We start from the raw sequence: 13,946 nt of genomic DNA, 5'->3' as shown, positions 1-13,946 counted from the left end.
TCAGCCGCGGCGGGGAGCTGAAAAGTCGGCGGTGTCGAGGCTGATCGTGAACGGTCCGTCATTGACCAGGGACACTTGCATCATGGCCCCGAACCGCCCGGTGGACACCTCCGCCCCGAGGCCGCGCAGGGAAGCGACCAGGTGTTCAATCAAGGGCTCGCCGGTGTCCGCCGGCGCCGCGTCCGACCAAGAGGGGCGCCTTCCCCGCCGTGTGTCGGCGTACAGCGTGAACTGGCTGACCACCAGCAGGGGCCCGTTCTGGTCGGCACACGACCTCTCACCTTCAAGGATCCGCAGGGTCCAGATCTTGGCGGCGAGGGCCGCCGCATCGTCCAAGGTGTCCGTGTGGGTGGCGCCGGCCAGGACAACGAGTCCCGGGCGGTCAATGGACCCCACCGTTTCGCCGTCGACGGTGACCTCGGCTCGGGTGACCCGCTGAAGGATGGCTCGCACGCATCAACCCTAACGGAGTCCGTCAGCGGGTTACGCGCGGGTCAGTCCTGCCGCCCCCGCAGCGGCAGGACAAGGCTAAGAGCGCCGCTATGAACGCGTCAAGCACCCAAACAAGAAATCCACTCCCCAATTTCTCAGGTGCCAGGATCCCCTGCTGAATGGGCTTTCCAAGGGCCTCTTTAGGCAGGGAGCCCTATCTCCTAGCCCCAGATTGTGCATGATGCACCGCGTTCCGGAAGGCCCCCTGTCTAACGTGATTTTCCACACACCAAGTTCCACCAGAACCATAAGGAGATACACATGCCGAACTACAGGGTGTCGATGGATATCGGCGGAACGTTCACGGACATCGTGGCGTATGACCAGAGCGCAGGGACCTACGAGGCGACGAAAGCATCCACCACGCCGGGCAACCTGAGCGCCGGCGTCATCGCCGGCCTCGAATCGATTGTTACCGACCTTTCCGATATCGAATTCCTGGTGCATGGCACCACCCAAGGCCTTAACGCTTTCCTTGAGCGTCGCGGCGTTCCAGTACTGTTGCTGGCCACTGCAGGCGTGGAGGACTCCTACCACATCGCCCGCGGCCCCCGCCTGGAGCTTTACAACGCCCAGTACCGCAAGCCGGCTCCCCTGATCGAGCGGAAGGACGTCATCGGCGTCGGCGGACGCCTCGACGGTCAGGGCCACGAGATCCGGCCGCTTGACGAAGTGGCCGTCCGCCAAGCAGCCCGCCGGGCACAGGATGAGGGATACGGCGCCGTTGCCGTTGCATTCCTCTTCAGCTACAAGAACCCTGCCCATGAACTTCGTGCCCGTGAAATCCTGCTTGAAGAACTGGGCGAGGATTTCACCGTTTCGCTTTCACATGAAGCAGCCAAGGAGTGGCGCGAATACGAGCGCACCTCCTCCGCGGTGGTTGAGGCCTACACGGGTCCCGTGGTCCGCAATTATCTCTTGGACCTGGAAGAGAAGCTCGCGGACCGCGGCGTGGAGGCCCCGCTGCACATCATGCAGTCCTCCGGCGGCGTGCTCACTGCAGAGTCCGCCCGCAAGCGTCCCCTTCAGACGCTGCTGTCCGGGCCGGTCGGCGGCGCAATGGGCGACGTCGAACTGGCTGGCGTGTCCGGCAACCGCAACCTCATCGGTGTTGACATGGGCGGGACCTCCTTTGACGTCTCCCTCGTTGTCGACGGAAAACCCGACGTGTCCACCGAAGCCCACCTTGAGGGCCTGCCGATGCTCATGAGCGTCGTCAACATCCATACTGTGGGAGCCGGCGGCGGCTCTGTTGCATGGCTCGAAGCCGGGGGTCTCCGGGTGGGACCCCGGTCCGCCGGTGCCACCCCCGGGCCGGCCTGCTACGGCCGCGGCGGCACCGAGCCCACCGTCACCGACGCCAACCTGGTGCTCGGCCGCGTGGACCCCGACTGGTTCGCAGGCGGACAGGTTGCCCTGGACCGGGAAGCGGCCATCACGGCCCTGAAGACAGTGGGAGACGAGCTCGGCCTGGATCCGATCGCCATGGCCGAAGGCATCTGCGACGTAGCCAACTCCCAGATGGCCCAGGCCATCAGGACCATCACCATCTCCCGGGGCATCGAACCTCGCGACTTTGCCCTCGTGGCGTTCGGCGGCGCAGGGCCCATGCACGCGGTCTTCCTCGCCAAGGAACTCGGGATCCCGGAAACCGTGGTTCCCCGTTTCCCCGGCGCGTTCTCGGCGTGGGGCATGCTGCAGACGAACATCCGCAAGGACTTCTCCGAACCGTACTTCTTCCTCGACGAAGACATCGACGTGGCTGACATGGCCGGTGTCCTGCGAAGGATGGAAGTGGAGGGCCTGACGTCCCTGGTTTCCGAAGGCGTCCCTGAGGAAAGCCGCCAAACAACCGCTTCCGTGGACGTGCGCTACCAGTCCCAGGAATTCTCACTGAACGTCCCCCTCACGTCCGCCGACGAACCCGAGTCAGAGGGCTTCGTCGCCGACCTGGCGGTCCGCTTCTCCGCGATGTACCACGAGCGCTACGGGCACTCCAACCTGGGCGCCCCCATCGAGATCGTCGCACTGCGGACCCAGGCGGTAGGCGACCTGGGCCGGCTGGAGGCACCGCTCTTCGCAACCGCGCAGAGCCCCGAGTTCAAGCACGAAATGCGCCGGGTGGTCTTTGACCACGTGGAACACGAGACCACCGTAGTGCGCCGCGACGACCTGGCCGCCGGGCACACCTTTGAAGGACCCGCCATCATCGTGGAGCAGACCGCCACCACCGTGGTGCCGCCCGGGTTCAACGTCACGGTCGACGAGTTCGGCTCCCTGGTCATCCGCACTGAAGACGCAGAAGGAAATTGAGGTACCACTAATGACAATCACTGCAGTCAAAACCCTGGATCCCGTAACCGTGGAAATCATCCGCAACGCGCTCACCAGCGCCGCGGACGATATGAACGCCACCCTGATCCGCTCCGCCTACTCACCCATCCTCTACGAGGGCGGTGACTGTGTGGTGGCGCTGCTGGACACCGAACACCGCGTACTTGGACAGTCCGCCGGGCTCCCACTGTTCCTCGGCAACCTGGAAACGTGCTCCATTGCTGTGGAGGAGCTGTACGGACGCGAGGTCTGGCAGGAAGGGGACGTGTGGATCCTTAACGACTCCTACCTCGGCGGAACGCACCTGAACGATGTCACCATCTTCGCGCCGATTTTTGACGACGGCTCGGTGGTTGGCTTCGCCGCCACCCGCGCGCACTGGATGGACATGGGGTCCAAGGATGTGGGCGGCTCGATGGATGCCACGGACATCTTCCAGGAAGGCTTCCGTATGGGGCCGGTCAAGCTCATGGAAGCCGGCATTGAAACCTCCGTGGTGGACCTGATCCGCACCAACGTCCGCTTCCCCTACCAGACCATCGGCGACATGCACGCGATGATCGCCGCACTCCGGATGGGAACCACCCGGATGAAGGAGCTGGTGGGCCGGTACGGCATGGAGCAGCTCGATGCCGCACGCGATGAGATCTTCCGCCAGACAGAGGAGATTGAGCGCGAGACCGTCCGCAACATCCCCGACGGCGTGTACGAAGCCGAAGGCGTCCTGGACAACGACGGCATCAACCTGGACACCCCCATCCCGATCAGGCTGAAGATCACCGTCGCCGGCGACACTGTCGACTTCGACGTCACCGGCTCCGCCGACCAGACCATGGGCCCGGTCAACTGCGGCGCAGCCCAAGCCGTCTCGGCCCTGCGCGTGGGGTACAAGCTCCTGGTCAGCCCGGACTCCAACTCCAACGGCGGATCCTTCCGCCCCATGACCACCCAGGTGCGTTCCGGCTCAGTGCTGGGCGCCGTGGCACCGGCACCATGCCAGTGGTACTTCTCGCATCTCGGGCTGCTGATCGATTTGGTCTCCAAGGCAATGGCACCCGCCATGCCTGAACGGGTGGCCAGCGCCAGCCATGGTGACTCAATGATCATTACTGCCGCCGGCTTCGATCCCCGCTTCGGCCGGAACTTCGTCAGCATGGAAGCCACCCTTGGCGGCTGGGGCGCCTGGCAGGGAACCGACGGCGAATCCGCCATGATCAACAACGTCAACGGGTCCCTCAAGGACCTGCCCATCGAAATGATGGAAACCCGTTACCCGCTGCGGATCAACGAGTACTCCATCCGCCCGAACTCCGGTGGCCCCGGGCAGTGGCGGGGCGGCAACGGAGTTGTCCGTGAATACGAGTTCCTCGCCGACTGCGTCGTGGGGCTGTGGTTCGAAAGGTCCAAGACGCCCGCCTGGGGCCTCTTCGGCGGTTCTGACGCCCAAGGCCCGGAAGTGGTGATCAATCCCGGCCGCCACGACGAGGTCCGGACGCTGAAGGCCAACGCACGGAAAATCAAGGCCGGCGACGTCGTCCGCCTTGCAGTCGGGGGCGGCGGCGGTTTCGGAGATGTCTCCAAGCGCTCCCGCGAAGACATTGAGTACGACATCGTCAACGGTTTCATCACCGAGGACTTCGCCAAGACCCACTACGGCTACTAAACGCCGCGACAGAAAGGATTAACTGTGAAAATCACCAAGCGTCCAGCCGCAGCGATGGCCCTCATGAGCCTCGCCCTGCTGACCTCAGCATGCACCCCGCCCGCCCAAAGCAGCACCACAGAAGCAGTGGCTGCCGGTGCAGACCAGAAACTCAACGTTGGATTCTTCGGTTTTGCCAAATCCAACGGCTTTGCCCAGGGCACGTACCTCGGCGTGGAGCAGGCGGCCAAAGCCAACAACGCCAGCGCCACCTTTGTGGACTCCAATTTCAGTGCCCAGACCCAGGTCCAGCAGATCCAGGACGCCGTCACTTCCAAGCAGTTCGAGGTGATCGTGGTCCAGGCCAATGACAACCAGGCCCTCATCGCACCTTTGACGCAGGCCGTGCAGGCGGGCATCACGGTGGTTGTCGAATTCTCGGTCATCGGGCCAAAGTTTGACACCATCGAGGCGCAGGTCCCTGGTGCCATCAGCATCGTGGACCTGCCCACCCGCAACGGCAAGGTGCTCGGCGAGATGGGCAAGCAAGCCTGCGCCACGGTGCCGGGCGACACGTGCAAGGTGGCCTACCTCGAAGGCTTCAAGGCCATGCCCCTGGATAACGCCCGGACCGATGCCGTGAAGACGGAACTGGCCACCGATCCGAAAATCAAGCTCGTGGCCAGCGTCGAAGGCGGGTACACCCAGGACACCGGCCGCCAGGCATTCCAGAACGTCTCACAGGCGAACCCTGATGTTGACGTGGTGATTGGCGCATCCCAGGCCATCACCGGTGCCGCCGCAGCCGCCGGGAACAGTGACATCAAGTTCATCGGCAACGGTGCATCCGTTTCCAATGTGGAAGCGGTCCGGTCCGGTAAATGGTTCTCCATCTACGTCAGCGACGTCGTAGCCAACGGCGCCAAGGCCACCGAACTGGGGCTCGCCAAGGCGCGGGGCAAGCAAGTGGAATCTGCCATCGACGAAGCCAGCCTGGCCCCCAACAACAGCAAGGGCACCAAAGAAGCACTCGATGCCCTGAACTACGTCTCAAAGTACTCGGACTAGTCCAGCCACCTCCCGGGGGCAACCCGGGGCCGGAGCCTGACCGCTTCGGCCCCGGGGATCCGGCCCTCAACTCCCTTCCATCTCCAGAGGTCAACATGGCGATACAACAGTTGGAAAAACGCGAGCATGCCAGCCGGAGGACCGCACCGGAAATCACCGTCTCCGGAATCGGCAAACGCTACGGTGCAACCACGGTGCTGAAAGACGTCACACTGTCGGTGACCCCCGGGGAAATCCACGGCATCATGGGGGAAAACGGCGCAGGAAAGAGCACCCTGCTCAAAATCCTGGGCGGTGCCATCATGGCGGACTCCGGCACCATGGAATTGGACGGAAACCCGGTCAGGATCACAACCCCACGGGACGCCATCTCCCATGGGATTTCCCTCATCTCCCAGGAATTGGCACTGATCCCCAACCTGTCGGTGCTGGAGAACGTCTTCCTGGGCCGCTGGGCCCACAGTGGAAGCCTCCTCCTCCCCAACAAGGACGGCGACCATTTCGCCCGGCTGTTGGAAGAGACCGGTTTTGACCTGGACCCCCGGGCAACCGTGGGGAATCTGCCTATCGGCCAACAGCAGCAGGTGGAAATCCTGAAAGCCCTTGCCCGCGGGGCGAAGGTGCTGTGCATGGACGAACCCACCGCGGTCCTCAACGAGGCCGAGAAGGAAAAACTCCTGCAGGTTATCAAAAGGCTGGCCTCCACCGGGACCACCGTCCTCATCGTCTCCCATTACCTGGAGGAAGTCCTGGACTTGGTGGACCGGGTGACCATTCTGCGCGACGGACAGCACATCGTCACCGAAGACGCTGCCGGCCATACGCCGGAGTCGCTCGTGCGGCTGATGGTTGGCCGGGACGTCGATTTCCTCCTCCCCGAAGTGCCGCAGGTTCACTCCCAAGCTGAGACTGTTCTTCGGGTTGCCGGATTGACCAGCACCAAGGTTAGCGACATATCTCTTGAGGTCCGTCGAGGAGAGATCCTGGGCATCGCCGGGCTCGTGGGCAGCGGCCGCAGCGAAACCCTGCTCGCCATTTTCGGTGCAGACCGGACCACCGGCGGCCACGTCGAGATCAACGGCCACCGCCTCCGCGCCTGCTCCATCAGGGACGCCATCAAAGCAGGTATCGCGCTCATTCCGGAGTCGCGGAAAGAACAAGGACTGGTCATGTCCCGGCCAGCCTCAGAGAATATTGCCCTCTCAACCCTGTCCGTCCGGTCATGGGCCGGCTTCGTCAGTGCACGGCGGGAAAGGGCGGCCGTCAAGGACGTCAGCAAGTCAGTTGACCTACGCGGCGCCCGCCCGGGACAGCCTATTGCCAACCTTTCCGGCGGGAACCAGCAGAAGGCGCTTTTCGCCAAATGGCTGTTGGATCCTCCGGCAGTGCTGTTGGTGGATGAACCCACCCGGGGAGTGGACATCGCAGCCAAGGCCCGGATCCACAGCATCATCGTTGAACTGGCTGCTAAGGGTACAGCAGTCATCGTGGTCAGCTCCGAGCTCGAGGAAGTGCTCGGCCTGTCCCACCGTATCCATGTCATGAGGCACGGGCGCATTGTTGCCGAGTTCGACCGAAACGCCTCCCGCGACGAAGTCATGACTTCCGCTTTCCTGAAATAGGTGAATCCACATGAGCACAACAGCAGTTGCCGTGCCTTCAACGGCAGAAAAAAAGTTCAATCTGAATCTCAAAGATTTCGGAATCGTTTTTGGCCTGGCCGCCATCATGCTGTTCCTGGCCCTGAACACCGGAACATTCCTCACGGGCCGAAACTTCATCAACCTGTTCGACCAGGCCGCCGTCGTGGGACTGCTCGCCGCGGCAGCCACGCTGTGCATCATCAGCGGGGTCTTTGACCTTTCCTCAACAGCCACGCTCGCAGTCTCAGCCATCTCGGGGGTGACTCTTACCCAGCACTTCGGTGTTGCGGCAGGGTTCTTCGGAGCCTTGCTGGTGGGCGCCCTGTTGGGGACCGTTACAGGGCTGATCGTGGTCAGCACGAAGGTCAACTCGTTCATCGGAACATTGGCTGTGAGCATCATTTACCGGGGCCTGGCCATCGTGATCACTGGCGGCGCAATTGTGGCACCGCTGCCTGACCAGCTTGCATCGTTCCAGACCTGGACCTGGCCAAGCATTTTCGGCCTCACCGCAGGCTCGGTACTGATGCTGGCAATGACCGCGGTCCTGGGAATTGTTCTGTGGCGCACCACCTTCGGCCGCAGGATCTACGCCGTGGGCGGCAACCGGGAAGCTGCCCGTCTCAGCGGCATCCGAACGGGCTCAATCCACGTTGCGGTCTTCGCTATCAGCGGCCTCTGCTCGGCAATGGCCGGGATGATTCTGGCCTCCCGCGCCGGATCGGCCCAGCCGGCCATGGCCATCGGCATCGAGCTCACCGCAATCGCCGCTGTGGTCATCGGCGGAACCAGCATCCTCGGCGGACAGGGTGCCATGTGGAGGGCCTTCGTGGGAGTCATGATCCTCACCGTCATCAGCAACGGCTTCAACCTGCTGCATTGGGATACCACTTACCAGCAGGTGGTGACAGGTGTCCTCATCCTGGTGGCCGTTGCAGCCGACGGGTTGTTCTTCCGCAAAGCCACCAGATGACTGTCCAGGGTGGACCCTAGAGATATGACATGGATGCACCGCGGGGCAGGGGCCCGGCAGAAAGTTGAACAGGAGGCCCGGCAATGCGGATAGGACTGATGCTCCAGGGCACCAGTTGCCGGGCGCTCGTTCTGGAGGGACGCTCCGTCATCTCCGTGGCCGAACAGCTGCAGGCCGGCAGCCTGGCTGAGGCGCTGGACCGGGTGCTGTCCGCGTTACGCCTGCAGTTCGGGACCCGGATCACAGACGTAACGGCCGACGTCGGACGCGTGCTCGCTGCGGGGCAGCCAGGGGACGTCGTCGCTATCCGCATCTCCCCCCGTCCTCCGGCTGATCGGTTCCACAACACCGTCCTGCCGGCGCTCATTGAGCCTGCGGTCATCAGGACCATGCACGTCCGCGGCGGCCACGACCTGCGGGGACGGCCCCTCGCGCCGCTGGACCTGAAAGCATTCCTGGTGGAATTGCCCTCCATCCTGTCTGGGCGCCTGCGGAACGTAGCCATCACCGCCGTCGGCTCCACCGCCTCCCCGGAGCACGAAACGCGTATCGCGGATGCCATCCTGTCGAACAACAGCGACATGCGGATCAGCATCTCCAGTGATTTCTACTCAAGCGTGTTCCGCGACCGTGACTACACAGCCATCCTTAATAGTGCCCTGATGCAATCGGGCGAAGACCTGGCGGCAATGCTGGAAGAGGCGGGACGCCGCCACTTCCCCGCTGCCACACTTTCCTATGCCAGGAACGACGGCGGCCGGGCACCCCTTTCGCGGCTGGCAGTAGCCCCCGTGCATGGACTCCACCCGGATCCTGCAATGGCAATCCTCGGCGCAGCAACGCTGGGCGGATTGCCTGACGGCGAAGTAGTTGTCTGCACCGATGCAGGCGTGAGCGTGGGCAACACCCGCCGCGGTCTTCCGGTTTCCCACAGCCTCATCCGGCAGGGGTATGAAGCGAGCCTCGCCACCAACGCCGCCATCGTGGAGCCGTACACTGCCAACCATCCGGTGCGGCCCGGCATCCCGTCAGTGGTCGCCGACGTCCGCACAAGCCAGGACACCCCGCCTGACTTCGGCCTGGCGCCAACACTTCCAGATGCCCCGGACCTGACCCTCATAGGCTGTGCCGCGGCACCGCTGACGGCGTGGATCGACAGGCTCGAGAGGGTCAGCGGACAGGCGGATCTGCAGCGGGTACAGCACCGCGTGGAAGAGGAAGCCCGGTCGGCCGCGGTCCAGTTGGGCGCGAGCCCCACAGACACCCGCATCATCGAATCAAATGTGTTCGCCATGCCCTATGGGAATCCCGGAATCGTCCGGATCCGGGTCCAGGCCGCGGGCGGGACTTCCGGCTCTGAGGAACTGGCGTCGACCGCACAAGCCATGGAGGCCACGGCATGAGCACGGTCCTCACGGCTGAAGACGTCGGGCACCTCCGGACCGGTGCACATTTCCTGGCCTGCGCCATCGATCCCACCGCCATCCATATCTACGCCGGCATGATCCAGGAGGCCATGAAGGACCAGTCCGTGGAGCTCGTCACCGTGGATGAACTCGCTCCAGATGACCTGGTAGTGGCAGTGGGCATGGTGACCCAAGGCCTGTTCATCGCTGACATGCCCCCGGTGGGTGACGAGTTCACGGGATGTATCGATGCGATCGAAACCAGACTCGGCCGCAAGGTGCGGGCCATCTATTCGCTCGCCGCCGCCAACATCAACGGAATCATTCCGCTCATGGTGGGGCTGCAGTCCTCGCTTCCCGTGATCGACTCCGACCCCATGGGGCGCGTCTTCCCCCTCATCAGCCAGACCACCTTGAATATCGGCGGGGTGGCCATTGGCCCCATCGCGCTCATGGGGGTAACCGGCGAGCGCGCACTGGTGGAGGCCAGTGATCCGCAACGTGCCGAGACACTGGTCCGCGCGCTCGTCACCGAGCTCGGCGGCTGGGCCGCCACTGTCATGTATCCATGCTCCGCGCGTGAGCTGAAGGAGCACGGAGTGCACGGCTCCATCAGCCGGATGATCCGGATAGGACAGATCCTCGACGCCGAAACCTCGGCGGAGAGCAAGTTCCTGTCGCTCGCCGACTTCCTGGGCGTGACGCGGATTTCACGGGCGCGGGTGAGCCACATCGAAGGCCTGTCCCGCCCTACCGACCTTGGACTCCCGGCCCAACCATCCAGTATGACCCTGGAGGATGAAACCACCGGGCAGATCATCCGGCTGGAGGTCCAGAATGAGATTTTGCTGGTGCTTGTGGACGGTGCCGTAGCGGCAGCCGTCCCTGACATGGTGACGCTCCTCAACCCCGAGCACGGCTCTGTGGCCAACCTGGACGACGTCCGGGTAGGCAACGTTGTGGATGTGCTAAAACTCAATGCTGCGCCGCAATGGTATTCGGAGGCGGGACTGGATCTGGCCGAACCGGCTGCGTTCGGCATTCCGCTCAAACATCCAAGGCGGCGCCATGAGTAGGTCGATCAAGGACACGCGGCTCGATGTGGCAGGACTGCTGGCACACGGGTCACTTCGCAGCACCACCCCGCTGTACCTCACCCCCACCAGCGCACTTATCGAAAGCGTTGTTCTTGTCTCCCAGCTTGAGGCGATCCAGCGCGTGCGGCCGAACACCGTTGTGGTCCTCTCGACAGAAATGGGCTCGGGTGGTTGGCTTGTGTCCGCCGCACTGCGGCATGCCTGGGAGCGGCGGGCCAGTGCCGTCGTCGTGGCTGGGAGCACCTATTCCAACGCTGTGATCGGCCTGGCTGAACGACTGGGCATCACGCTTTTGGCTGCGGAGGGAAATCCGGCCGAAGTCGCGTTGTCTCTGGCAGCTGAAATCGGTGCCGCCCTGTCCGTGGTGGACGCCGAGCTCGCCCGGTTCGCCCGTGCAGTGGCCAAGGACAGTACACTCGCTGACGTCCTCAAGACCATATCCGGTGAACTGGATGGCGTGGGCGTTTCGCTGGAATACGACGGAGTCGTCCTCGCCTCAGCCGGTGCTGCCCCGCGGGATTCGGCCGAGGTCATCACTGTTGACATTGGCGCGGCCAACGCCGCCGTCCCTTCAGCCCTCACCGCCCGTGTACCCGCTTCCGGCGTACACAACCTACGGCTCGTTCGTTCGATCCTTGAAGTAGCGGCTCCTTCGGTTAAGGCCGCATGGTTGGTGGGCAACTCCCGGGATGCGGTCCGCGCTGTTCCCACTGCGGCACTGGCCAGGCTAAACCAAGGCCCAGGTTCTTCCGGCACCGCCTTCGAGGAAGATCACCGGAATCTCCTCTCACAGCTGGGTTGGCGCAGGGACGAACGCTACGCGGCTATCTGGATCTGTCGCAGCGGTGTGCACGCGCCAGGTAACGACCTAACGGCTGTGCTGAGGCTGCTCTGGCGTAAGGTCGCTGCACGCAGTCCTCTGGCGGAGGTCGACGGCGGCTGGCTGGCACTTGTTCCGGCCGCACACCAGGCAGTTGTTTCACAGCTTGAACTCCGGCTCAAGGCACGGCTCCAGCCTGCCTTGGCCGAGCTGGGCCTGGTGGCCGGCCTGTCCCGCTGGGCGGAGGAGGCTCCGCCGCTTCCGTCCATCATTCAGGAGGCCCGGCTGTCTGCTGTGTCAGCCCGGTCCGCGGGCCCGGGCACGGTATTGGGTTTTGCCGGTCTGGGCGTAGCGGCGGCATTTACTTTTGTCGACAAGGACGCCGTGGCACTGGTGGCTGAGCTGACCCTTCCACGGCTGATGACCTCTCCTGACCGGGAGGCGATAGTGGCAGCCGTAGCAGCGTTCCTTGACCACCGCGGCTCGGTAAGCCTCGCAGCGGCGGCACTCGATGTGCACCGCAACACCCTCCAGGCCCGGCTTAGCCGTGCACGGGAACTCGGCGTCCCGTTGGACAATCCGTCCGAGTTGCTGTCCGTCCATTTGATCCTCACCGTGCTGGCGGCGGCAGCACAAGAGAAACCAACACTCCCAGCCCCGTCCGAAACCAGAAAGGACTCCCATGAGTTCCCAGTTTGAATCCTTCGACGACGTCTACGCCTCTGCGCGGGACACCGTCGGCGTCCGCCTCTTCACTGCCTCCGTGATCGCCGACGAAGGCAGCAGCATGGCTCGCATTTACACCACCCACCCCGAGGTCTACCCGATAGGCGGGAAGAAAACCCTCGCGGGGGACACCAATCCTGTGTGGCTGGAGCAGGTCCTCATCGGCCAGCAGCCATTCCTGGGCGCTGACAGGGAAGCGGTCAGGGCCTTCTTCTTCGACTCCGGAACCATTGAATCGCTGGGGTGTGGCGCGATTGTCAACGTTCCAGTGGTGAGCGGCGGCCGTACTATCGGCTCCATGAACTTCCTGGCGCCCGAAGGCAGCTATGACCAGTCCTCCGTGGACGCCGCCGTCGAGGTCGCGAGGCGATCGGTCCAGCTCCTCGAAGCCGCCTTGGCCGCCACCAGCTAGCCCACTGACGACATCAGGAAGGAAACACTCCACGTGATCCCCAACCTCCCGGGAAACCTGACCATCCGGAACGCCAGGATCTTCGACGGCGAATCGCCTACTCTCGTTGATGGCTCCATCGCTGTCCGCGACGGCCGGATTACATCCGTGCGCGGCACCACAGAGGACAGTGGCGCCTGGCCCGACTCCGAGCCAGTACTCGACGCGGGCGGCCGGGTGGTGATTCCCGGCCTCATTGACGCCCACTTCCACGCCTATGCGCTCAGCCTGACCTCCGCACTGAACGAAACCGGGCCTTTGAGCTACTCCGCGCTGGCCGGTGCCCGCAGACTTGAGGCGGCGCTGCGCCGGGGCTTCACTTCAGTGCGGGACGTGGCTGGGGGTGATGTGGGCCTTGCGGCTGCAATCGAGGAAGGACTGTGCCCCGGTCCCCGCTACTTTTTTACCGGTCCCGCGCTGAGCCAGACCGGCGGTCACGGTGACATCCGCGCCGCGAACGATGGAAGCTGCTTCCATGGCGGTCATATGTGCGAGGTCGTGGATGGCGTTGAGGACTTGCTGCGGGCGGTGCGCCACAGGTTCCGGACCGGTGCCACCGCCATCAAGCTCATGACTTCCGGAGGGGTGATTTCCCCGGTCGACCCGATCCGTGTCCCGCAGTACACCGCCGAGGAAATCCGCACGGTCACCGAAGAGGCCTCCCGGCGGGGCAGTTACGCCACCGCGCACGCCTACTCCCCCGAAGCCATCAGCCATTCGGTGCTCAACGGGGTTCGCTGCATCGAACACGGCAACCTGCTGGATGCTGAAACCGCCCGGCTCATGGCGGAGCACGACGTCTATCTCGTGCCCACGCTGGTGACGTACGATGCGATGGGCCGCCGCGGAGCCGAAATCGGACTTACCGAGGTGGGTGCCGCTAAGAACCAGGAAGTACTGGCCGCGGGCAAGAACGCCGTGACACTGGCACGGGGAGCCGGGGTGCGGATTGGCTTCGGCACCGATCTCATGGGTGAGCTTGAGGATGAACAGCTGGCCGGGCTGCGCCTTCAGGTCGAAGTGCTGGGCGTCTACGACGCACTCCGCTCTGCCACATCAACGAACGCGGCACTCCTCCGGCGGGAAGATCTGGGACGCATCGCGGAGGGGGCCTGCGCGGATTTGGTGATCCTGGACGGCGATCCCTTCGAGGAGCCCTCAGTGCTTTGGGACGGCAACCGGAAACGCATCGTCATCAAGGCCGGCCACGTTGTCTCCTCAGACGCCCTTCGAGCCGGTCATGCGGCGATGGACGAGGCCATCAGCGGCGCTCACGGCTGACGGCTTACCTCAG

11 protein-coding genes are annotated in these 13,946 nt (G+C 63.9%); 10 read left to right on the top strand and 1 reads right to left on the bottom strand.

From position 1 onward, the window contains the following. Window positions 1–453 carry a D-aminoacyl-tRNA deacylase gene (gene dtd, locus V9L17_RS18525; RefSeq protein WP_337352443.1) on the bottom strand — a complete coding sequence of 151 codons (453 nt, stop codon included), beginning with the start codon at window positions 451–453 and terminating at the stop codon, window positions 1–3. Between the two features lie 300 nt (window positions 454–753). On the opposite strand from dtd, the gene V9L17_RS18520 reads away from it, so the two are divergent. The 10 genes from V9L17_RS18520 (at window position 754) to V9L17_RS18475 (ending at window position 13,933) form a co-directional block, all read left to right on the top strand. Beyond that, window positions 754–2,805 carry a hydantoinase/oxoprolinase family protein gene (locus tag V9L17_RS18520; protein ID WP_337348763.1) on the top strand — a complete coding sequence of 684 codons (2,052 nt, stop codon included), beginning with the start codon at window positions 754–756 and terminating at the stop codon, window positions 2,803–2,805. A 10-nt stretch (window positions 2,806–2,815) separates the two neighbouring features. Continuing rightward, window positions 2,816–4,489, top strand: a complete 1,674-nt coding sequence (locus V9L17_RS18515) for a hydantoinase B/oxoprolinase family protein (protein ID WP_337348762.1) — start codon at window positions 2,816–2,818, stop codon at window positions 4,487–4,489. A 24-nt stretch (window positions 4,490–4,513) separates the two neighbouring features. Further along, window positions 4,514–5,536, top strand: a complete 1,023-nt coding sequence (locus tag V9L17_RS18510; RefSeq protein WP_337352442.1) for a sugar ABC transporter substrate-binding protein — start codon at window positions 4,514–4,516, stop codon at window positions 5,534–5,536. Between the two features lie 95 nt (window positions 5,537–5,631). Next, window positions 5,632–7,158 carry a sugar ABC transporter ATP-binding protein gene (locus V9L17_RS18505; RefSeq protein ID WP_337352441.1) on the top strand — a complete coding sequence of 509 codons (1,527 nt, stop codon included), beginning with the start codon at window positions 5,632–5,634 and terminating at the stop codon, window positions 7,156–7,158. Between the two features lie 10 nt (window positions 7,159–7,168). Beyond that, window positions 7,169–8,152, top strand: coding sequence for an ABC transporter permease (locus V9L17_RS18500; RefSeq protein ID WP_337348759.1), 984 nt, complete (start codon window positions 7,169–7,171; stop codon window positions 8,150–8,152). Window positions 8,153–8,235: 83 nt separating this feature from the next. Further along, window positions 8,236–9,555, top strand: a complete 1,320-nt coding sequence (locus V9L17_RS18495; RefSeq protein WP_337352440.1) for a methylhydantoinase — start codon at window positions 8,236–8,238, stop codon at window positions 9,553–9,555. Then, window positions 9,552–10,634, top strand: a complete 1,083-nt coding sequence (locus V9L17_RS18490) for a DUF917 domain-containing protein (protein ID WP_337348757.1) — start codon at window positions 9,552–9,554, stop codon at window positions 10,632–10,634. Before V9L17_RS18495 ends, V9L17_RS18490 begins: the two co-directional genes overlap by 4 nt. Then, window positions 10,627–12,174, top strand: a complete 1,548-nt coding sequence (locus V9L17_RS18485) for a helix-turn-helix domain-containing protein (RefSeq protein ID WP_337352439.1) — start codon at window positions 10,627–10,629, stop codon at window positions 12,172–12,174. The genes V9L17_RS18490 and V9L17_RS18485 overlap by 8 nt, the downstream gene beginning before the upstream one ends. Next, window positions 12,158–12,613 (top strand): GAF domain-containing protein, encoded by a 456-nt coding sequence (locus V9L17_RS18480; protein WP_337348755.1) that lies wholly within the window; start codon window positions 12,158–12,160, stop codon window positions 12,611–12,613. The genes V9L17_RS18485 and V9L17_RS18480 overlap by 17 nt, the downstream gene beginning before the upstream one ends. A gap of 33 nt (window positions 12,614–12,646) precedes the next feature. Then, the gene (locus V9L17_RS18475; protein WP_337352438.1) at window positions 12,647–13,933 is read left to right on the top strand and encodes a metal-dependent hydrolase family protein; all 1,287 of its coding nucleotides are present in this window, start codon (window positions 12,647–12,649) and stop codon (window positions 13,931–13,933) included. Window positions 13,934–13,946: the final 13 nt, after the last annotated feature.

The sequence above is a fragment of the Pseudarthrobacter sp. CCNWLW207 genome, from assembly GCF_037203945.1.
Classification (GTDB): domain Bacteria; phylum Actinomycetota; class Actinomycetes; order Actinomycetales; family Micrococcaceae; genus Arthrobacter.
Note: the sequence above shows the minus strand (reverse complement) of the source record. Positions and strands in the feature narration are given on the sequence as shown.

Excerpts from the sequence above, each read along its gene's own strand:
- V9L17_RS18485 (WP_337352439.1), top strand. The coding sequence starts at position 10,627 with ATGAGTAGGTCGATCAAGGACACGCGGCTCGATGTGGCAGGACTGCTG.
- V9L17_RS18495 (WP_337352440.1), top strand. The coding sequence starts at position 8,236 with ATGCGGATAGGACTGATGCTCCAGGGCACCAGTTGCCGGGCGCTCGTT.
- V9L17_RS18515 (WP_337348762.1), top strand. The coding sequence starts at position 2,816 with ATGACAATCACTGCAGTCAAAACCCTGGATCCCGTAACCGTGGAAATC.
- V9L17_RS18500 (WP_337348759.1), top strand. The coding sequence starts at position 7,169 with ATGAGCACAACAGCAGTTGCCGTGCCTTCAACGGCAGAAAAAAAGTTC.
- V9L17_RS18520 (WP_337348763.1), top strand. The coding sequence starts at position 754 with ATGCCGAACTACAGGGTGTCGATGGATATCGGCGGAACGTTCACGGAC.
- V9L17_RS18480 (WP_337348755.1), top strand. The coding sequence starts at position 12,158 with ATGAGTTCCCAGTTTGAATCCTTCGACGACGTCTACGCCTCTGCGCGG.
- V9L17_RS18505 (WP_337352441.1), top strand. The coding sequence starts at position 5,632 with ATGGCGATACAACAGTTGGAAAAACGCGAGCATGCCAGCCGGAGGACC.
- V9L17_RS18490 (WP_337348757.1), top strand. The coding sequence starts at position 9,552 with ATGAGCACGGTCCTCACGGCTGAAGACGTCGGGCACCTCCGGACCGGT.